Here is a 19,863-nt window from a genome sequence, read left to right as displayed (position 1 = left end):
GCACTCAGCCCATCAGCACCGCGTAGCCGGGTTTGATCACCTCGTCGATCATCTCCAGCCGCTGATCGAAGTGCAGAAACGCCGACTTCATCGCGTTCACGGTGAAGCGCTGGAAGTCGGCCCAGCCGTAGCCGAAGGCCTCGTGCAGTAGCAGGAACTCCCGGCTCATCGTCGTATTGCTCATCAGCCGGTTGTCGGTGTTGACGGTGACCCGGAACCGCAGCTGCGCGAGCACGTTGAACGGATGCTCGGCGATGGACGCCACCGCCCCGGTCTGCACGTTGCTGCTGGGGCACAGCTCCAGTGGAATCCGCTTGTCCCGCACGTAGTTCGCGATCGCGCCGAGCTGCGCGCCCGGGTAGGAGTGATCGGCGGGTCCGGCCCCGGGCGGCAGCGTGATGTCGTCGATCATCCGCACCCCGTGCCCCAGCCGGTCGGTGCCGCAGAAGGACACCGCCTCATGGATCGACGGCAGTCCGAAGGCCTCCCCCGCGTGGATGGTGAAGTGCGAGTTCTGCCCGCGTAGGTAGTCGAAGGCGTCCAGGTGCCTCGACGGCGGATTGCCGGCCTCGGCGCCCGCGATGTCGAAGCCGGCCACGCCGCGGTCGCCGAAGCGCACGGCCAGCTCGGCGATCTCCCGCGAGCGCGCGGCGTGCCGCATCGCGGTCAGCAGGCAGCGCACCACGATCGGCCGGCCGAGCTCGCGGGCGCGCGCCTCCCCCTCGGCGAATCCGGCCAGCACCGCCTCGACCACCTGGTCCAGCGTCAGGCCGTGCTCGGTGTGCAGTTCGGGGGCGAAGCGCACCTCGGCGTACACCACCCCGTCGGTCGCGAGGTCTTCGGCGCATTCGCGGGCCACCCGGCTCAGCGCCGCACTGGTCTGCATCACCGCGACCGTGTGCGCGAAGGTCTCCAGGTAGCGCTCCAGGGAGCCGGAGTCGGCGGCGGTGGCGAACCACTCGGCCAGGGCGTCCGGGGTGTCCGCGGGCAGCTTGTCATAGCCGGTCTCGCGCGCCAGGTCCAGGACGGTGCCCGGGCGCAGCCCGCCGTCGAGGTGGTCGTGCAGCAGCACCTTCGGCGCCAGTACGCAGTCGGCCAGGGTGAAGTCGGGACCGTTCGTCATGACTACGACGGTAGCCGCGCGGCCGCCCGCCGGTGCCGGGCCGGAGCGGGTGGCAGGCATGATGTTCACATGACCGACCCCGACGAGTGGCGATCCGTTCCCCCCGCGGACAGCTCCGCCAACGATCCGGACCACATTCCCGAGATCGCCAACCCCTACGCGGACCCCGGCTACCCGCGGCACGAGACCGCTCAGCCGAGCTATCCGCAGGCGGCCTATGCCCAGCCGGGGTTCGCCCAGCCGGGCTTCGCGCCGCCGCCCGGACCGGAGCTGGTCATCGCGCCGGCGCAGCCGGCCCTGGGGACCGCCCTGCGCTGGGCGTGGTCCCGGCTCGCCGCCGCCCCGGGCACCATCATCGGCGCTGCAGCACTCTGGGGGATCATCGTGGTGGCGCTCCTCCTGATGTCTTCGGTGATCGTCGGCCTCGTGACGCTGCTCGGTTCGGGAACGGACCTGACCGCAGCCGAGGAGCTGCCGCTGGGCCCGGCGATCATCGCCCTCCTCCTGATGGCCGTCGTCATGAGCGTGATCATCGCCCTCGCGATGTCGTGCTGGTTGCACGGGCTCATCCGCATCGCCGACGGCCGGAAACCGGAGCTGGCCGACTTCTTCCGGCCGGTCGCGTTCGGCACGGTGCTGGCGGTCTCGCTGATCACCAGCCTCGTCAACGCCGTCGCCGACATCGTCCTCAGCGACGTCCTGCGCCTCGGCTGGGCGTCCACCTTCGTCTCCCTGGCCATCGGTTTCTGCACCCTCTGGATGATCTACGTCGCCACCGACGGCCGCGCCGGGACGGCCGGCGCCCTGCGCAACGGACTGGACCTGAGTCTGCGTCGGGCGGGCCCGACCGCCGTGGTCTTCGCGATGACGATCCTGCTGACCTTGGTCGGCGTTCTGGCACTGGTGGTGGGTCTGCTGGTCACCATGCCGCTGGTCGGTCTGCTGACCATCTACTACTACCGCTCCCTCACCGCGCGGCCGATCGCCCCGTAGACCGTCAGCCGATTCGGCTCAGCACCCGGCTCTCCGGAACCTCCGGCGGGGTGCCGGCGAGGTCGTAGGCGCCTTCCAGTCGCGCCAGCGCGGCTGCGATCCGGTCGGGACGGTCGGTGTGCAGCGTCAGCACCGGCGCACCGGCGTCGATCCGGTCGCCGACGGCGGCGTGCCAGGTGACGCCCGCCCCGGCCGACACCGCCGCCCCGGGCACCGAGCGGCCGGCACCCAGCTCCCAGGCGGCCAGTCCCACCGCCAACGCGTCGAGACGGCTGAGGAAGCCCGCCTGCGGCGCGGTCACCACGTGCCGATGGGCCGCGACGGGCAGTGGGGCGGCGGGGTCGCCGCCCTGCGCCGCGATCATCGCGCGCCAGGTGTCCATGGCCTGACCGCCGGCCAGGTGTTCGGCGGGGTCCACGTCGGGCAGGCCGCCGGCCGCGAGCATCTCGCGTGCGAGTGCCAGGGTCAGTTCGACGACGTCGTCCGGTCCGCCGCCGGCCAGCACGTCCACCGCCTCGGCCACTTCCAGCGCGTTGCCGGCCGACCGGCCCAGCGGGGCGGACATGTCGGTGAGCAGCGCCGTGGTCGCCACGTTCGCGTCGGCGCCGAGCGAGACCATGGTGCGGGCCAGTTCGGCGGCATCGTCGTAGTCGGTCATGAAGGCGCCCGAACCCACTTTGACGTCCAGCACCAGGGCGCCGGTGCCTTCGGCGATCTTCTTGCTCATGATGGATGCGGCGATCAGAGGGATGGAGGCGACGGTCCCGGTGACATCGCGGAGCGCGTAGAGCTTGCGGTCGGCGGGCGCCAGGTCGTCCGAGGCCGCGCAGATCACCGCCCCGACCTGTGCCAGCTGCGCTCGCAGCCGGTCCGGACTCACCTGCGCCGACCAGCCCGGCACCGCTTCGAGTTTGTCGAGCGTGCCACCGGTGTGGCCCAGTCCCCGCCCGGACAGCTGGGGCACCGCCAGCCCGTAGGAGGCGATCAACGGGGTCAGCGGCAGCGTGATCTTGTCGCCGACGCCGCCGGTGGAGTGCTTGTCGACGGTTCTCAGTGCGCGCCCGTCCCGGCGCAGGCCGGTCAGGTCCATCCGGACCCCGGAGTCGATCATCGCCGCGGTCCAGTCGGCGATCTCGCGCCGACTCATCCCGCGCCAGAGAATCGCCATCGCCAGCGCGGACATCTGCTCGGGAGCCACCGATCCCGCGGTGAAGCCGTGCACGGCGGCGTCGATCTGCGCGGTGGTCAGTTCGCCGTCGTCGCGCTTGACGCCGATGATGCTGACCGGGTCCAGCCCCGCGCTCACCGGTCCCGCTCCGCGCATGCCAGGTCGCTCGGGCCGAAGGCGTCGGGCAGCAGTTCGGCCAGCGCCCGGGGGCCCCGCTCGGAGTCGACGATCAGCCCCTCGCCGCCGAACTCGGCGAGCACCTGACGGCACCGTCCGCACGGCGTCAGGATGCGGCCGTCGGCGTCGCACACACTCACCGCGCGCAGCCTCCGCACACCGGCGGAAACGGCACCCGCCACGAGGGCGACTTCGGCACACACGCCGAGTCCGTATGAGACATTCTCCACATTGCATCCGGTGACGATGTGGCCCTGTTCACTGATAGCGGCCGCTCCCACCGGAAAACCCGAGTAGGGAGCGTAAGCCCTGGTCATCACGTCACGGGCGGCGGCCCGCAATGCACCGAAGTCGATATCTGTGCTCACGTCTTCTCTCATTTCCCATCAAACCGAAAGGTAAGGCATACCTAATACCCAGATCTGTTCCAGGTCACATTGTTACGGGGATTTATGACAACCCTCAGCATGGGTTTAAAGTCAGGAGTCATTGGGTCCTAGGACCGTGCCGCCGTGCCGCCGGGAGCCCGTGGAACGAGTCGACACTTTGGAGGCGTAGAACACGATGAGCACCCCCACCGAGGTTGCACCGGATCCGGTGCGCAAACGCTCTCTCTATCGTGGAGATCCTGGCATGTGGGCGTGGGTCCTGCAGCGCATCACCGGCGTCACCATCTTCTTCTTCCTCTTCGTGCACGTGCTCGACACCGCGGTGATCCGGGTCAACGAGAACACGTACACCGAGATCATCGACACCTACAAGACCCCGCTCATCGGTCTGATGGAGATCGGTCTGGTCTTCTGCGTGCTCTTCCACGCGATCAACGGCATCCGGGTGATCCTGATCGACTTCTGGGGCAAGGGACCGAAGTACCAGCGCCAGATGCTCTGGGTCGTCGGCGTCGTCTTCTCCATCCTGTTCATCGCCGCAGCCGTCCGCCTGCTGCAGCTGCTCTTCACCCACGCCTTCTAGGGAGCTTGAGGAACCATGACCTTGGAAGCAAAGACCATCGGCACCGACTACGACCGGCCGGCGAGCCTCGACGCGCCCCGCGCCCCGCGCGCCGCCAGCCGCAGCAACTTCGAGAAGTGGGCATGGCTGTTCATGCGCTTCTCCGGCATGTTCCTGGTGATTCTGGCCATCGGACACATGTTCATCATGCTGGCCTGGGACGACGGCGTGCACCGGATCGACGCCTCGTTCGTGGCCGCGCGCTGGCAGCAGCCGTTCTGGCAGGTCTGGGACCTGTGCATGCTCTGGCTCGCCGAGCTGCACGGCGCCAACGGGCTCCGCACCGTCATCGCGGACTACTCGCGCAAGGACCGCACCCGCTTCTGGCTCAACACCCTGCTGGCGATCTCGATGATCCTCGTCCTGGTCCTCGGCACCTACGCGATCCTCACCTTCGGCAGCGGCTCCTAAGGAGAACTGAACACCCATGCAGGAACATCAGTATGACGTCGTCATCGTGGGCGCCGGCGGAGCCGGTATGCGCGCGGCCATCGAAGCCGCTCCGCGCGCCCGCACCGCGGTACTGACGAAGCTCTACCCCACTCGCAGCCACACCGGCGCGGCCCAGGGCGGCATGTGCGCCGCGCTGGCCAACGTCGAGGAAGACAACTGGGAGTGGCACACCTTCGACACGATCAAGGGCGGCGACTACATCGTCGACCAGGATGCCGCTGAGCTGATGGCCAAGGAGGCCATCGACGCGGTGCTCGATCTGGAGAAGATGGGCCTGCCCTTCAACCGCACGCCCGAGGGCCGCATCGACCAGCGCCGCTTCGGCGGGCACACCCGCGATCACGGCAAGGCCCCGGTCCGCCGCGCCTGTTACGCCGCCGACCGCACCGGTCACATGATCCTGCAGACCCTGTACCAGAACTGCGTCAAGCACGACGTCGAGTTCTTCAACGAGTTCTACGCGCTCGACGTGAACCTGACCACCGACGACAACGGCGAGCCCGTCGCCAGCGGTGTGGTGGCCTACGAGCTGGCCACCGGCGAGCTCCACGTCTTCCACGCCAAGGCCATCATCTTCGCCACCGGCGGATCGGGCCGCATGTACAAGGTGACCTCCAACGCGCACACCCTCACCGGTGACGGCATGGGCATCATCTTCCGCAAGGGCCTGCCGCTGGAGGACATGGAGTTCCACCAGTTCCACCCGACCGGCCTGGCGGGCCTGGGCATCCTCATCACCGAGGGCGTTCGCGGCGAGGGCGGCATCCTCCGGAACGCCTCCGGCGAACGCTTCATGGAGCGCTACGCCCCCACCATCAAGGACCTCGCGCCCCGCGACATCGTCGCCCGCTCGATGGTGCTCGAGGTGCTCGAGGGCCGCGGCGCCGGCCCGAACAAGGACTACGTGCTCCTGGACGTGACGCACATCCCGGAAGAGACCCTGATGGCCAAGCTGCCGGACATCATGGAGTTCTCGCGCACCTACCTGGGTGTGGACCCGGTGACCGAGCTGGTGCCGGTGTACCCGACCTGCCACTACGTCATGGGCGGCATCCCGACCAACATCAACGGTCAGGTGCTCGCCAACAACGACCAGGTGGTGCACGGCCTGTACGCCGCCGGCGAGTGCGCCTGCGTCTCGGTGCACGGCGCCAACCGTCTGGGCACCAACTCGCTGCTGGACATCAACGTCTTCGGCCGCCGCAGCGGTCTGGCGGCCGCCGAATACGCGAACACCCACGGCTTCGCGCCGCTGCCGGAGAACCCGTCGGCGATGGTCGAGGAGTGGGTCGCGGCGATGCTCAGCGACCACGGCAACGAGCGGGTCGCCGACATCCGCACCGAGCTGCAGCAGACCATGAACGACAACGCCGCGGTGTTCCGCACCGAGGAGACGCTGTCGAACGCGCTGGCCGACGTCCGCGCGCTCAAGGAGCGGTACAACCACGTCTCGGTCACCGACAAGGGCAAGCGCTTCAACAGCGACCTGCTGGAGGCCATCGAACTGGGCTTCCTGCTGGAGCTGGCCGAGGTGACCGTCGTCGGCGCTCTCAATCGCAAGGAGACCCGCGGCGGCCACGCCCGCGAGGACTACCCCGACCGCGACGACGAGAACTTCATGGTGCACACCATGGCCTACAAGAAGGGCGACGGACTGCTCTCGGAGATCGAGCTCGACACCAAGCCCGTCGTCCAGACCCGTTACGAGCCGATGGAGCGGAAGTACTGATGACTGCCACCCTCGAAAACGATTCGGCCGCCACCCAGCCGCCGCTGCCGCCGGTCCCGGCCGAGGCGACGATGGTCACGCTGAAGATCTACCGGTTCAACCCGGAAGACCCGGACGCGCAGGGCTTCGAGAGCTTCCGCGTTCCGGCGCTGCCCGCCGACCGCCTGCTGAACCTGCTGCTGTACGTGAAGGGCTACCTCGACGGCACCCTCACCTTCCGGCGCAGCTGCGCGCACGGCGTGTGCGGCTCGGACGCGATGCGCATCAACGGCGTCAACCGCCTGGCCTGCAAGCTGCTGATGAAGGACCTGCTGCCCAAGGACTCGAACAAAGAGGTCACCATCACCATCGAGCCCATCAAGGGTCTCCCGGTGGAGAAGGATCTCGTGGTCGACATGGAGCCCTTCTTCGACGCCTACCGCGCGATCAAGCCGTTCCTGATGACCAGCGGCACCGAGCCCAGCCGCGAGTACATCCAGTCCCAGGCCGACCGTGCCCGGTTCGACGACACCACCAAGTGCATCCTGTGCGCCTGCTGCACCACCAGCTGCCCGGTGTTCTGGACCGAGGGCAGCTACTACGGCCCGGCCGCGATCGTGAACGCTCACCGCTTCATCTTCGACAGCCGTGACGAGGGCACCATCGAGCGTCTGGACATCCTGAACGACGCCGACGGTGTGTGGCGCTGCCGCACCACCTTCAACTGCACCGATGCCTGCCCGCGCGGCATTCAGGTGACGCAGGCGATCCAAGAGGTCAAGCGCGCCCTGATGTTCTCCCGCTGAACCACATCTGCAGCCCCCGACGAACGCCCCGCCTTCGACGGCGGGGCGTTCGTCGTCCCGGTACACTTACCGGGCATATGCGCACTTCACGACTACTCCGGACCCTCCCCGCGCTGGCCGTCGCCGCCACGCTCGCGGTGGCCGCACCGCTGGCCGCCGGGCCGGCCGGAGCCGATCCGACCACGGCGCCCACGTCCGGGCTGACGATCCCGACGACCACCACCGCTCAGGAGTGTCCGTACCGGGTCGGCACCCCGCCGCCGGTGGACGAGTCCGAGGTGGTGGCTCCCGGCCAGACCACCCCCACTCCCCTGCCCGTGCCCGACCCGCCGATCGGCGGCGGCCGGCTGGGCGAGTGCGGCCTGGTGGCCGATCCGGCCGCCGGCGCCATCCCCCCGCGGCTCACCTCCGAGGGCTGGCTGATCGCCGATCTCGAGACCGGCGACGTGATCGCCGCACAGGACCCGCACGGCCGCTTCCGCCCGGCGTCGACCATCAAGATCCTGCTGGCCCTGGTCGCCCTGGAAGAACTGGACCTGGACACGCCGCTCGAGGTGAACGCCAACGACTGGTCGATGGAGGGCGACTCGTGCGGCGTCGGGCCGGGCGGGAAGTACACCACCCGCGACATCGTCACCGGCCTCCTGGTGGTCTCCGGCAACGACTGCGCCAACGCCCTGGCGCGCGAACTCGGCGGCTACGACGAGACCCTGGAGAAGATGAACGCCAAGGCCGAGGCGCTCGGCGCGCTCGACACCCGCGCCGCCACCCCGTCGGGGCTGGACTCGGCGGGCATGTCGTCCTCGCCGTACGACCTCGCGGTGATCTTCCGCGCCGGCATGGCGAACCAGGAGTTCGCGGACATGCTGGCCCTGAAGAACTACGAGTTCCCCGGTTATCCGGCCCGCAAGGACATCCCCGGCGACGAGGACAAACCGGCGTACCTGATGGGCACGTCCAACACGCTGCTGCGCGACGGCGTGCCCGGCATGACCGTCCTCGGCGGCAAGACCGGCTACACCGACGATGCGCTGAAGACCTTCGTCGGCGCCGCCGAGAAGGACGGCCGCCAGCTGGTGATCGTGCAGATGTACGGGCTGTCCGAGCCGGACAGCAGCTATCACGACCAGGCGGTCGCCCTGCTGGAGTACGGCTTCGCCGCGGACCCGTCGATCTCGGTGGGCACCCTGAACAACGAGGCCGCCCAGCGCGAGACGGACAGCGGGGCCCCGAGCGCCGAGTCCGGATCCGATTCGGTCGCCATGGGGGCGCTGCCGCTGATCCTGGTCGGGGTGCTGCTTCTGACGGCGGCCTCGCTGGTGGTGATGGCGATCCGCCAGCATCGCCGCCGGCGCTGAGCCGGACGGGTCAGCGGTCCCGGCGGATCCAGCCGTAGAGGCCGGCCGCCGCCGCACCGACACCCGCCGCCGTGACCAGGGCCCGCGCCCGCGGGGCCGCCGACTCCTCGTACACCGGGGCCAGCAGGACCGGCTCGGGCTCGGTCTCCTCGACGGTGTAGTCGACCAGGCGGTACTGCTCGTTGGCCGGGTTCGCCGAGATCCACGCCGTCGCGTACAGCACGATCTGGGAGGCCAGGTACGAGAAGGCCAGGATGCCGATGATGGGGCCGAAGGCGACGCCGGCCGGACCGCTGAGCACCGAGCGCAGGTACAGCCCGCCCAGTTCCTTCAGGACGGTGAACACCAGCGCGGTGCCCAGCGCCGTCCACAGCACCGTGCGGAACGGCAGCTTCTGGCGCGGCAGCTTGGCCAGCACCACCAGGAACAGTCCCCACGTGCCGGCGACGGCGACCAGCTGGGCGGCCCAGCGCAGCACGGTGCTGAAGGCTTCCAGGCCGACCCATTCGGTCAGCTGGCTGGCCACCGGCCCGTTGGCGAGGACGCTCAGCGCGATCGTCAGGACGAAGACCAGACCCAGCGTGACGAACATTCCCAGATCGCGCAGCTTGCCCATCACCGCGCTGGTAGTCATTCTCCCGCCCCACATGTCGGTCATGCCGGTGCGCACCAGCGTGATCCAGCCGATCCCGGTCAGCGCCGCGCTCACCAGACCGATGGTGCCCACGGCGCCGCGCGAATCGATGGCCGACTCGATGATGTCGCCGACCGTCTCGCCGAGCTGGCCGGGCATCGCCTTGACCACCTCGTCGATGATCTGGGCGACCAGCTCGGGCCGTCCGGCCAGCACGAAACCGGCGACGGCGAAGCTGACCATCAGGATCGGGACCAGCGCCAGGACGCCGCTGAAGGCGATCGCGGCCGCATAGGTGCTCCCGCGGCGGTCGCCGTAGCGTTGGAGGGTGGCCAGCGCCCTGGCGAGCCAGCGCCACCGAACCGTGAGGTCCTCGTAGAGCGCCTTGGCCCGGGCGGGGAGTTGCTTGATCTTCTCGGCGTTTGAGGTCATCGGGGGTGACGCTACCGGCCGGGGCGCAGAAAACCGATCTTGTCGTACACCTCGGTGAGTGTCTTGGCGGCGGTCTCCCGCGCGGTCGCCGCCCCCTGCGCCAGGATCTCGTCGAGCGCGGCCCGGTCGTCGAGCAGTTCGGTCACCCGTCCGCGCAGGGGGGTGACGAAGTCGCTGAGCGCCTCGGCGGTGTCCACCTTCAGGTGCCCGTACTGCTTGCCCCGGTAGGAGTCGACCAGGTCGTCGATCGCCCGGCCGGTCAGGGCCGCCTGGATGGTCAGCAGGTTGGCCACCCCCGGCTGGTTCTCCCGGTCGAAGGCGATCTCGCTGCCGCTGTCGGTGACGGCCGACCGGAGCTTCTTGGCCGAGCGCTTGGGGTCGTCGAGCAGGTTGATCAGCCCGGCCTCGCTGTCGGCGGACTTGCTCATCTTGGCGGTCGGGTTCTGCAGGTCGTAGATCTTGGCGTACTCGCTGACGATCCGCGCCTTGGGCACCACGAAGGTCTCGCCATAGCGCTTGTTGAAACGCTGGGCCAGGTCGCGGGTCAGTTCCAGGTGCTGACGCTGATCCTCGCCGACCGGGACCTCGTCGACGTCGAAGATCAGGATGTCGGCGGCCTGCAGGATCGGGTAGGTGAACAGGCCCACGCCGGCCGAGTCGACGCCGCGCTTGGCGGACTTGTCCTTGAACTGCGTCATGCGGCCGGCCTCGCCGAAGCCGGTGAGGCACTGCAGCACCCAGGTCAGCTGCGCGATCTCCGGGATGTGCGACTGGACGTAGATCGTCGAACGTTGCGGGTCCACCCCGAGCGCCAGCAGCTGGGCGACGCTGCGCAGCGTCCGCTCGCGCAGCTGCTCCGGATCCTGCTGCACGGTGATCGCGTGCATGTCCGGGATGAAGTAGAAGGCCTCGTCGAAGTCGTCCTGCAGGGCCACCCACTGCCGGACCGCCCCCAGGTAGTTGCCGAGGTGGAAGGAGTCGCTGGTCGGCTGGATTCCGGACAGGACCCGGCGCGGTCGAGAGGAGGGGGCGGTCATGGCCCCATTGTGTCAAACGGGGTCAGCGGGAAAAGACGGCGGTCACCGGCGCGTGATCGGACCAGCGCAGGTCGTAGGCGTCGGCACGATCGACCCGCACCCGCTGCGCACGCTGGGCCAGCGACGGGCTGGCCAGGTGGTAGTCGATGCGCCAGCCGGCGTCGTTGTCGAAGGCCTTGCCGCGCCACGACCACCACGCGTACGGTCCGGGCACGTCGCCGTGGTGGGCGCGGGCCACGTCCACCCAGCCGGCGGCCAGCCGCTTGGCCACCCACTCGCGCTCGTGCGGCAGGAAGCCTGCGTTGCGCAGGTTGCCCTTCCAGTTCTTGATGTCGCGCTCGTCCGGGGCGATGTTCCAGTCGCCGGCCACCACCACATCGCGCCCGGAGGCCAGCAGCGCGTCCAGGTACGGCCCGAAGGACTCCAGGAAGCGCTCCTTCTCCCGGTACTTCTCCACGTCCTTGGGGTTCTCGGTGAGCGCCGCCCCGGAGGGCAGGTAGACGCTGGCGACGGTCACCGCGTCGTCGCCGTCACCCAGCTCGGCCTCCACGTAGCGGCCCAGGGAATCGAACTCGTCGCTGCCGTAGCCGATGCGCACCCGCGCCGGTTCGGTCCGCGAGAGCACCCCGACGCCGGAGCGCCCGGCCACCGACGACTCGGCCATGCTCAGGTGCCAGCCCGCGTCCAGGGCGGGGGCCAGCGCGGTGCGGGCGATCTTCTCGGTGGCCCGGATCTCCTGGAGCAGCACCACATCGGCGTCGGCGCTCTCCAGCCACGGCAGCATGCCCAGGTTGCGTTCGTGGCGGTGTTTCACCGCCGCCCGGATCCCGTTGACGTTGACGCTGGCGATCGCGATCGATGTCTTCCTCACGGCCGCGAATCCTATCGGTGTGCGCGGCGGCCACCGGCCCCGCCCTGTCGTCGGCAGCCGGACGTGCACTACCCGATGGTCACCGGCTGCTCGCGGGGGCCGGTGGTCATCACGCCCGAGCGCCGGGCCGCCAGCATCGTCACCGCGAAGACCACTAGGCCGGCCGCGGCGAGGCCGGCGCCCACCGCGGCGGGTGCGCGGTAGCCGAGGCCGTGTGCCAGCACCAGACCGCCGACCCACGCGCCGAGCGCATTGGCCAGGTTCAGTGCCGAGTGGTTCATCGCTGCGGCGACGGTCTGGCCGTCCTCGGCCACGTCCATCAGCCGCGTCTGCAGGGCGGGCAGCGCGATGGTGCCGGTGGCGCCGACGATGAAGGCGAACAGCACCGCCAGCCAGCCGATGCCCAGCAGCACCGAGAACAGTCCCAGCGACACCCCGACCGTCAGCAGGCCCACCACCACGGCGACGTCCACGTGGCGGTCGGCCAGGCGGCCGCCGACGGTGTTGCCGACAACCATGCCGAGACCGAAGAGCATGAGCGCCACCGGCACCACGCCCTCGCTGACGCCGCCCACCGAGGTGAGTGCGGTGTTGAGGTAGCTGTAGAAGGCGAACAGGCCGCCGAAGCCGACCATCCCGACCGCGAGGGTCAGCAGCACCTGGCTGTTACGCAGGGCACCCAGCTCGGACCGCATGTCACTGGCGGGCATGCCGCGCAGGTCGGGCACCAGTGCCACCAGTGCGACCACCGTCGCCAGTCCGAGCACCACCACCAGGCCCAGGGCCGCGCGCCAGCCGAGGGCCTGGCCGATCCAGGTGGCGGCGGGGACGCCCAGGACGTTGGCCACCGACAGGCCGAGCATCACGCGTCCGACGGCGCGGGCGCGTTTGCCGGGCCCGGCCAGGTGCGCGGCCACCAGGGCGGCGACGCCGAAGTAAGCGCCGTGCGGCAGACCGGCGACGAACCGGGCGGCCATCAGCGTCTCGTAGTTCGGGGCCAGCACACTGAGGGCGTTGCCGACGGTGAAGGCCACCATCAGCCAGATCAGCAGTTGCTTGCGCGCGACCCGCGCGGCGACCGCCGTGATCACCGGGGCACCCACGACGACGCCGAGCGCATAGGCCGAGATCAGGTGACCGGCGGTGGGTTCGCTGACGTCCAGGGAGGCGGCGATGTTGGGCAGCAGGCCCATCGCGACGAACTCGGTGGTGCCGATCCCGAAGCCGCCGAGGGCGAGCGCCGCAATCACCCAGCCGACCCGCCGCTCCGGGCGCTGTCGGGGGTGAGCCGCCGCCGTCGCGGGGCTCAGGTCGGGGGCAGCAGTCATGTCGGGCACGACGGGCTCAACACCCTCGCGGGGCCGGTTGATTCCAGCGGAGGTTATGACTCCACTCACAGGCCCGCGCGAGCCGCCGGGAATGCCGGGATCGGCGGATTCCGGCCGGTCAGCCCAGTTCGGCCGGCGCCTCGTCGGCAGACGTGTCCGTCGGCGAGTCCGGTTCTGACGACCCCGATTCCGACGAGCCCGAATCCGACGTACCCAGTTCCGGCGAGCCCTGTTCCGGCGCCCCCAGTTCCGGCGAACCCTGTTCCGGCAGCCCCTGTTCGGACGAGCCCAGTTCCGGCGCGCTCTCCCCGGACGAGCTCGTCTCCGCCGTACCCAGCTCGGCCTGCAGCGGCTCATCCGCCGCCCCGGCCTCCGGCACCTGCCCGGCCCAGACGCTGGGCACCTCGTCCGGGTCATGCGCATCGTCGTCCTGCGACTCGACGCTCGCGAGCACTACAGCCGGCTCGGCGGTCTCCCGCGGCGTGATCACCTTCGCGAGTTCCTTGCCCCAGTGCTCGACGAACCGCACCGGCATGAGGGCGATGGACATCGCGCTGCCGCCGATCACCTTGAGGCTGTCGATCAGGGCCTGCCCGTCCAGACTCGTGAGCGCCGTCAGAACGTCCCGGAACATGAACAGGTCGGGCAGATAGCCGCCGTACCGGAGATCCGGCCATTGCGGCGCCAGCGCCAGGATCGGGTTGAGGTACTTCTGCAGATCCGACAGATTCGCGTGCGGGAAGATCCCGTTGACGTCGGGCAGCAGGCTCCAGAAGTCGAACACTTCGACCGGGCCGAGGCCCAGCGCCCCGAGCACCCGGTCGGCCACGTCCTGGCCGAGCATGCTGATCGCCGACGGCGCCGACACCACGCAGTCGACATAGCCGTTCACCGCGGTGGTGTCGCACTTCCACACATTGGAGTTGGACACGTCGGCGAACATCCGCGTCGGATAGTAGTTGTGCTTGTTGAAGTACGCGACGATGCCGTCGATCACCCCGAACGGGTCGTGCAGCGGGTCGGGCAGGTCGCAGACCAGGTCGCCTTCCAGGCAGTACTGCGTCACCGGGACCGTGCCGAAGCCGCCCTGGCGGGGCCCGCTCATGGTCAGTCCCGGGAGCAGTCCCAGCAGCGACAGTTCGATCCCGCGGCCGCTCTCCGGGCCGTCCCGGCGCGGATCGGAGTACAGCTCGCCGCGCACGTTCGCCGCCGAGATGGTCACTTCCTCACCGTCGACCAGCACCGGTTCGGTCCGGCCGTTGCCGATGTCCGACAGCACGTCGCCGGCGATCCGGGCGCCCTGCGAGTAGCCGGCGATCACGACTTCTTTGCCGGGACAGTTCTTCTGGTACTCGGCCACCTGGTACTCGGTGGCCTCCACCCCCAGCGCCACATCGGCGTCGTAGCCGGGGCTTCCGGCCGGCCACAGCATCGTCGGGTAGTGGGCGTAGAGGATCTTGTACTGCTTGTCCGGACCGTAGTAGGGGCTCGCCGTGTCGTCGACGATCACCACCTTGCCGTCCACCAGGATCGGCTTCTCGCCCCGATACCGCTGCCCGACGCCCACCATGACCCCGCCGCCGGTGTCGAAGGTGCCGGGCACCACAACCACCGCGCCGGCCTTGCAGTCGTAGTCGTCTGCGGCGGCGATTCCCGCGCCGGCGGGCAGCACCAGTGCGCCGATGACGGCGGCCGCAGCGAGAAGGATTCCGGCCCCCCGGAATCGTCGACCGAGAACCGACCGCTTCATGAAAACCACACTCCCGCCCGAGCGGCGACCCCGACAATCACCGTTGACGTCGATTTTCGGGTGCGGCGAGATGCTGGTCTAGTCCCCGAAATAGGGACATGAACTGGCAGAACGGCACGGCTACCACAGCGCCGCCGGCGGCGGAGAGTTAAGCCCACAGCGGTCAGAGGTGTTTTTCGGGCCCCACCGTGGTGCTATATCCTGAGTCACAGGTCATGAGCGTCAGCGCCAAGCCCCGGCTCGCTGGCCGGCAACCCTCCACCGCGGTGGGGTGCTCCGGGTGATGACCTGGTCGTGACACCTGTGACGACAAGCGCGGGTCCGAAGGTCGGACCCCTTCCGGGCAACTGCCCGGCCGACCGATGAGAAAGAGATTCGACGTCTATGTCTGACGCCAACGACTGGAGTTTCGAGACCCTGCAGGTGCACGCCGGCCAGACCGTCGGTGACACCAAGGCCCGGGCTCTCCCGATCTACCAGACCACGTCCTACGTCTTCGACGACACCGAGCACGCCGCGAACCTGTTCGCGCTGGCCGAACCGGGCAACATCTACACCCGCATCATGAACCCGACGCAGGACACCGCCGAGCAGCGGCTGGCCGCGCTCGAGGGTGGCGTCGCCGCCCTGCTGCTGGCCTCGGGTCAGGCTGCGACCACCTACGCGATCCAGAACATCGTCGAGGCCGGCGGCCACGTGGTCTCCAGCCCGCGGATCTACGGCGGCACCTACAACCTGTTCGCGCACACCCTGCCCAAGTTCGGCATCGAGGTGTCGTTCGTGGAGGACCCCGACGACCCCGAGTCGTGGCGCAAGGCCATCAAGCCGAACACCCGCGCGGTCTTCGGCGAGACCATCGCCAACCCGCACAACCAGATCCTCGACATCGAGGCGATCGCGAAGGTCGCCCACGACGCCGGGCTGCCGTTCATCGTCGACAACACCGTCGCCACCCCGTACCTGCTCAACCCGCTGGCGCACGGCGCCGACGTCGTCGTGCATTCGGCTACCAAGTACATCGGCGGCCACGGCACCTCCATCGGCGGCGTGATCATCGACGGCGGCACCTTCGACTGGCGTTCCGAGCGGGACGGCGAATCCCTGTTCCCCGGGTTCACCACTCCGGACCCCAGCTACGGCGGTGCGGTCTTCGCCGACCTCGGTGCCCCGGCGTACGCCCTCAAGGCGCGCGTGCAGCTGCTCCGCGACACCGGCTCGGCCATCTCCCCGTTCAACGCCTTCCTGCTGGTTCAGGGCATCGAGACCCTCAGCCTGCGGGTGGAGCGGCACGTGGAGAACGCCCGGAAGGTGGCCGTCTACCTCGAGGCGCATCCGCAGGTCGAGGGCGTCACGTACGCCGGCCTGGAGAGCTCCCCGTACTACGAGATCGGCCAGCGCCTGTTGCCCAAGGGCCAGGGCGCGGTGCTCGCCTTCGAGATCGCCGGCGGCAAGGAGTCCGGCCGGAAGTTCGTGGATGCGCTGGAGCTGCACAGCCACGTCGCCAACATCGGCGACGTCCGCTCGCTGGTGATCCAGCCGGCCACCACCACGCACAGCCAGCTGTCCGACGAGGAGCTGGCGGCCGCCGGTGTCACGCCGGGTCTGATCCGCCTGGCCGTCGGTATCGAGAACATCGACGACATCCTCGCCGACCTGGACAAGGGCTTCGCGGCGGCGAAGGGCTAACAGCGGCGTGAATCACCTGTCGGACGGAGCCGAACCGTGTCGCTGAGCGTCGACGCGGTCACCACGACCAGCGACCCCGACTGGACCTCAGGTCCGGACGGGGCGCTGGTCGCCGTCCCGATCGGCGACCTGGCGCTGGAGTCGGGGCGCCGGCTCGACGACGTGACGGTCACGTTCCAGCGGTGGGGCACCCCCAACGCCGCCCGCGACAACATCATCCTCGCGCTGCACGCCCTGACCGGAAACTCCCACGTCACCGGACCGCCGGAGGGCCGGTTCACCATGGTCGGCTGGTGGGACGGGCTGGTCGGCCCCGGGGGCGTCGTCGACACCGACGAATGGTGCGTGATCGCCCCGAACGCGATCGGCGGCTGCTTCGGCTCCACCGGTCCCGGTGACCCGGCGCCCGACGGGAAGCCGTGGGGGTCGCGGTTCCCGCGCCTGACCGTGCGCGACCTGGTCGCCTCGGAACTGCGCGCCTTCAACAAGATCGGCATCGAGCGCTTCGCCGCGGTCACCGGCGGCTCGATGGGCGGCGCCCGGGCGCTGGAATGGCTGGTGACCCACCCCGATCTGGTCGACACCGGCCTGGTGCTGGCCGTGGGGGCGCGCGCATCGGCCGACCAGATCGGCACCCAGACCACACAGATCGCCGCCATCACCGCCGACCCCGACTGGCAGGGCGGCGACTACTACGGCACCGGCCGCGCGCCGATGGCCGGCATGGGCATCGCCCGCCGGATCGCGCACCTGTCGTACCGCTACGACGGCGAGCTCGACGAGCGTTTCGAGAATCTCCCGCAGGGCGACGAGGACCCGCTCGACGACGGCCGCTACGCCATCCAGAGCTACCTCGAATACCAGGCGGAGAAGTTGACGCACCGCTTCGACCCGGGCAGCTACGTGGCGCTCAGCGAGGTCCTCAACAGCCACGACGTCGGCCGCGGCCGCGGCGGGGTGACCGCCGCGCTCAACGCCTGTGACGTTCCGGTGGTGGTCGGCGGCATCGACTCCGACCGCCTGTATCCGCTGTATCAACAGACCGAACTCGCCGCCGAGCTCGGCAACGTTCCGGACGGTCTGCAGGTGGTGCACTCGGGCGCCGGACACGACGGCTTCCTCACCGAGCGCGAGCCGATCGGGGAACTGCTCACGCGGATGGTGGAACTGGCCCGCGCGCAGCGCGCCGCCCGCTGACCCGCTACAACTGGTCGCCGGTGCCCAGCGAGTCGATCGACGTCGCCAGCCAGATCACCAGCACGCCCATCGAGGCCATCGCACCGATGTCGAAGGCGCGGCTGCGCACCTGAAGCAGACCGATCCGGTCGGTGGGGATCACCGCGCGCAACACCGCGCCGAGCAGCAGCGCGCCACCGAAGGCCACGCTGCCGCGGCGCCAGCGATCGAACAGCACCAGGACGGCGGCCAGCAGCACCACGAGCATCACCGCGAAGAACGGAATCTGCCGCAGGAAGCGCTGGCGCTGCCGAGCCCGGCGCTCCGACTCGGTCTCGTGGACGGTCATGTCGAGCGGGCCGCCAGATCCGCTTCTGCTCGCTCGACGACGTTCACCAGCAGGAAGGCCCGCGTCAGCGGTCCCACCCCGCCGGGATTGGGCGAGACGGCCCCGGCCACCTCCCAGACGTCGGGGTGCACGTCACCGAGCAGGCCGTCGTCGCCGCGGCTCACGCCGACGTCGATCACGGTCGCACCGGACTTCACCATGTCGGGCATGATCAGGTGCGGCACGCCGGCGGCCGCGACCACGATGTCGGCGCGGCGCACCTCCTCGGCCAGGTCTCGGGTTCCGGTGTGACACAGGGTCACCGTGGCGTTCTCGCTGCGGCGGGTCAGCAGCAGGCCGATCGGGCGGCCGATGGTGACGCCGCGTCCCACGACCACCACGTGCGCACCGTTGATCGGGATGTCGTAGCGGCGCAGCAGGTGAATCACGCCGCGCGGGGTGCACGGCAGCGTCGACTCCTTGCCCAGGACCAGGCGTCCGAGGTTGATCGGGTGCAGTCCGTCGGCGTCCTTCTCCGGGGCGATCCGCTCCAGGGCGGCGTTCTCGTCCAGGTGCGCCGGCAGCGGCAGCTGCACGATGTAGCCGGTGCATGCGGGGTCGGCGTTCAGCTCGTCGATCGCCGCGTTCAGCTGCTCGGTGGTGGCGTCGGCCGGCAGGTCCCGGCGGATCGAAGCCACCCCGATGCGGGCGCAGTCGGCGTGCTTGCCCTTCACATACGAGTGCGATCCGGGGTCGTCGCCCACCAGGATCGTGCCGAGGCCCGGGGTGATGCCCGCCTCGCGCAGCGCCTCGACGCGCTCAGCGAGGTCGGTGAAGATCTCGTCGCGGGTGGTCTTGCCGTCCAGTCGAATCGCCGTCACGGCTCCCTATTGTTCCACTATCGCGCCGCGTTCCCCATCACGGCCTGCCGAGGCGGCCTCGTCACTGTCCGGGACAGTCGTTCGGTTCGCCCTTCTTGACCACCGAGAGCACCGCGTCGCCCTCCCCGATCGGCTCGCCGGCGGCGGGCCGCTGCGCCACGACTATCCAGTTCCGGTCCCACACCTGCTGGCGCGCCTTGCCGGTGGCGTCCTCACTGCGGGAGAAGAAGACCCCGTTGTCCTGGATCTTGTTCTGGGCCGCCTGCAGGTCCAGGCAGATCACCTCGGGCATGACGCCCTTCTTGCCGTCGGTGTCGGCGGCGGCGTCGTCGGCGGGCGGCGCCGAGGACGTCGGGGTGCTGCTCGCGCCGTCGCCGGAGTCCTTGGCCGTGTCCTGCGGCGGCGCGGAGGAACTGCTCGGGGTGGCGGTCACGGTGACCGTGGGGGCGGGCTCGCCGGACGAGCCGCACGCGGTCACGGCGAGCATTCCGGCCATCCCGGCGGCGAGCAGCACGCGGCGCATATCGGTCCTTCCTGGCGTTTCGTCGTTCCTGTTCTACCAGGGTGCCATCGCCGGTTGTAACATCGGCGCGAGCGACACAGTTGAGTCACCGGGGAGGCACCACATGACGAGGGGGGTTCTCGCTGCGACGATGGCCAGGGAGCACTACGAGATCGACGCCGTCTTCGACGAGTTCTCGGTGCCGCCGCCCGGCGTTCCGGCCACCGACTGGGTGCCGACGCTGACGGCCGGTCTGCGCGCCCTGCGCCGGCACATCTACATCGAGGAGGAGATCGTCTTCCCTCCCCTGCGTCAGGGGGCGCTGCAGATGCCGATCATGGTGATGCTGACCGAGCACGGCGAGATGTGGCGCCGCATGGAAGACCGGCTCTTCGTATTTCAGAGTGCGTTGACTCGTTCGGTGAGCTGACCCGAGTGCAG

General features: G+C 69.6%; 20 protein-coding genes and 1 riboswitch. Of the genes, 9 read left to right on the top strand and 11 right to left on the bottom strand.

Annotation, left to right across the window (positions count from 1 at the left end):
- Positions 1-4: 4 nt before the first annotated feature.
- Positions 5-1,123, bottom strand: coding sequence for an adenosine deaminase (locus ABD732_RS10960; protein WP_344783567.1), 1,119 nt, complete (start codon positions 1,121-1,123; stop codon positions 5-7).
- A 69-nt stretch (positions 1,124-1,192) separates the two neighbouring features.
- Here ABD732_RS10960 and ABD732_RS10955 point away from each other — a divergent pair, with 69 nt between their 5' ends.
- Positions 1,193-2,116, top strand: a complete 924-nt coding sequence (locus tag ABD732_RS10955) for a hypothetical protein (RefSeq protein WP_344783565.1) — start codon at positions 1,193-1,195, stop codon at positions 2,114-2,116.
- Positions 2,117-2,120: 4 nt separating this feature from the next.
- On the opposite strand, the gene ABD732_RS10950 is transcribed toward ABD732_RS10955, so the two are convergent.
- Positions 2,121-3,440, bottom strand: a complete 1,320-nt coding sequence (locus tag ABD732_RS10950; RefSeq protein ID WP_344783562.1) for a thymidine phosphorylase — start codon at positions 3,438-3,440, stop codon at positions 2,121-2,123.
- Positions 3,419-3,829 carry a cytidine deaminase gene (locus ABD732_RS10945; protein ID WP_344783560.1) on the bottom strand — a complete coding sequence of 137 codons (411 nt, stop codon included), beginning with the start codon at positions 3,827-3,829 and terminating at the stop codon, positions 3,419-3,421. The genes ABD732_RS10950 and ABD732_RS10945 overlap by 22 nt, the downstream gene beginning before the upstream one ends.
- Positions 3,830-4,025: 196 nt before the next feature.
- On the opposite strand from ABD732_RS10945, the gene sdhC reads away from it, so the two are divergent.
- The 5 genes from sdhC to ABD732_RS10920 all read left to right on the top strand — a co-directional run bounded on the left by sdhC (position 4,026) and on the right by ABD732_RS10920 (position 8,797).
- Positions 4,026-4,433, top strand: coding sequence for a succinate dehydrogenase, cytochrome b556 subunit (sdhC, locus tag ABD732_RS10940; RefSeq protein WP_344783558.1), 408 nt, complete (start codon positions 4,026-4,028; stop codon positions 4,431-4,433).
- A 15-nt stretch (positions 4,434-4,448) separates the two neighbouring features.
- Complete coding sequence (locus ABD732_RS10935) at positions 4,449-4,883, top strand: succinate dehydrogenase hydrophobic membrane anchor subunit (RefSeq protein ID WP_344783556.1); 435 nt, start codon at positions 4,449-4,451, stop codon at positions 4,881-4,883.
- Positions 4,884-4,899: 16 nt separating this feature from the next.
- Complete coding sequence (gene sdhA, locus ABD732_RS10930) at positions 4,900-6,654, top strand: succinate dehydrogenase flavoprotein subunit (protein ID WP_344783554.1); 1,755 nt, start codon at positions 4,900-4,902, stop codon at positions 6,652-6,654.
- Positions 6,654-7,439 carry a succinate dehydrogenase iron-sulfur subunit gene (locus tag ABD732_RS10925; protein WP_344783552.1) on the top strand — a complete coding sequence of 262 codons (786 nt, stop codon included), beginning with the start codon at positions 6,654-6,656 and terminating at the stop codon, positions 7,437-7,439. Before sdhA ends, ABD732_RS10925 begins: the two co-directional genes overlap by 1 nt.
- Positions 7,440-7,516: 77 nt before the next feature.
- On the top strand, positions 7,517-8,797 hold the full coding sequence (locus ABD732_RS10920) for a D-alanyl-D-alanine carboxypeptidase family protein (RefSeq protein WP_344783550.1): 1,281 nt from the start codon (positions 7,517-7,519) through the stop codon (positions 8,795-8,797).
- 10 nt (positions 8,798-8,807) lie between these two features.
- Here ABD732_RS10920 and ABD732_RS10915 read toward each other — a convergent pair whose 3' ends face one another.
- The 5 genes from ABD732_RS10915 to ABD732_RS10895 all read right to left on the bottom strand — a co-directional run bounded on the left by ABD732_RS10915 (position 8,808) and on the right by ABD732_RS10895 (position 14,849).
- Positions 8,808-9,863 carry a YihY/virulence factor BrkB family protein gene (locus ABD732_RS10915; RefSeq protein WP_344783548.1) on the bottom strand — a complete coding sequence of 352 codons (1,056 nt, stop codon included), beginning with the start codon at positions 9,861-9,863 and terminating at the stop codon, positions 8,808-8,810.
- A gap of 11 nt (positions 9,864-9,874) precedes the next feature.
- Complete coding sequence (gene trpS, locus ABD732_RS10910; RefSeq protein ID WP_344783546.1) at positions 9,875-10,900, bottom strand: tryptophan--tRNA ligase; 1,026 nt, start codon at positions 10,898-10,900, stop codon at positions 9,875-9,877.
- Positions 10,901-10,922: 22 nt separating this feature from the next.
- Entirely contained in the window at positions 10,923-11,771 is an 849-nt protein-coding gene (locus tag ABD732_RS10905; protein ID WP_344783544.1) for an exodeoxyribonuclease III, read from the bottom strand.
- 68 nt (positions 11,772-11,839) lie between these two features.
- Complete coding sequence (locus ABD732_RS10900) at positions 11,840-13,099, bottom strand: MFS transporter (RefSeq protein ID WP_344783542.1); 1,260 nt, start codon at positions 13,097-13,099, stop codon at positions 11,840-11,842.
- Positions 13,100-13,217: 118 nt separating this feature from the next.
- Positions 13,218-14,849 carry a cutinase family protein gene (locus tag ABD732_RS10895; RefSeq protein WP_344783541.1) on the bottom strand — a complete coding sequence of 544 codons (1,632 nt, stop codon included), beginning with the start codon at positions 14,847-14,849 and terminating at the stop codon, positions 13,218-13,220.
- A gap of 211 nt (positions 14,850-15,060) precedes the next feature.
- Positions 15,061-15,171: riboswitch (SAM riboswitch) on the top strand.
- A gap of 62 nt (positions 15,172-15,233) precedes the next feature.
- On the opposite strand from ABD732_RS10895, the gene ABD732_RS10890 reads away from it, so the two are divergent.
- Positions 15,234-16,535: a bifunctional o-acetylhomoserine/o-acetylserine sulfhydrylase gene (locus ABD732_RS10890; RefSeq protein WP_344783540.1), complete on the top strand. Its 1,302-nt coding sequence runs from the start codon at positions 15,234-15,236 to the stop codon at positions 16,533-16,535.
- Positions 16,536-16,571: 36 nt separating this feature from the next.
- Positions 16,572-17,732, top strand: a complete 1,161-nt coding sequence (gene metX, locus ABD732_RS10885) for a homoserine O-acetyltransferase MetX (RefSeq protein WP_344783539.1) — start codon at positions 16,572-16,574, stop codon at positions 17,730-17,732.
- A 4-nt stretch (positions 17,733-17,736) separates the two neighbouring features.
- On the opposite strand, the gene ABD732_RS10880 is transcribed toward metX, so the two are convergent.
- From ABD732_RS10880 to ABD732_RS10870, 3 genes are all read right to left on the bottom strand, one after another.
- A complete protein-coding gene (locus tag ABD732_RS10880) occupies positions 17,737-18,060 on the bottom strand; it encodes a DUF3017 domain-containing protein (RefSeq protein ID WP_344783538.1) in 324 nt (107 codons plus the stop codon).
- Positions 18,057-18,920 (bottom strand): bifunctional methylenetetrahydrofolate dehydrogenase/methenyltetrahydrofolate cyclohydrolase, encoded by an 864-nt coding sequence (locus tag ABD732_RS10875; protein ID WP_344783537.1) that lies wholly within the window; start codon positions 18,918-18,920, stop codon positions 18,057-18,059. The genes ABD732_RS10880 and ABD732_RS10875 overlap by 4 nt, the downstream gene beginning before the upstream one ends.
- A gap of 61 nt (positions 18,921-18,981) precedes the next feature.
- A complete protein-coding gene (locus tag ABD732_RS10870; protein ID WP_344783535.1) occupies positions 18,982-19,443 on the bottom strand; it encodes a hypothetical protein in 462 nt (153 codons plus the stop codon).
- Positions 19,444-19,546: 103 nt separating this feature from the next.
- Between ABD732_RS10870 and ABD732_RS10865 the strand changes: the two genes are divergently transcribed.
- On the top strand, positions 19,547-19,852 hold the full coding sequence (locus ABD732_RS10865) for a hemerythrin domain-containing protein (RefSeq protein WP_344783532.1): 306 nt from the start codon (positions 19,547-19,549) through the stop codon (positions 19,850-19,852).
- The last annotated feature ends 11 nt before the right edge of the window (positions 19,853-19,863 follow it).

It is taken from the genome of Gordonia caeni (assembly GCF_039537105.1).
Lineage (GTDB): Bacteria > Actinomycetota > Actinomycetes > Mycobacteriales > Mycobacteriaceae > Gordonia > Gordonia caeni.
This window is presented reverse-complemented; position numbering and strand designations above follow the sequence as displayed.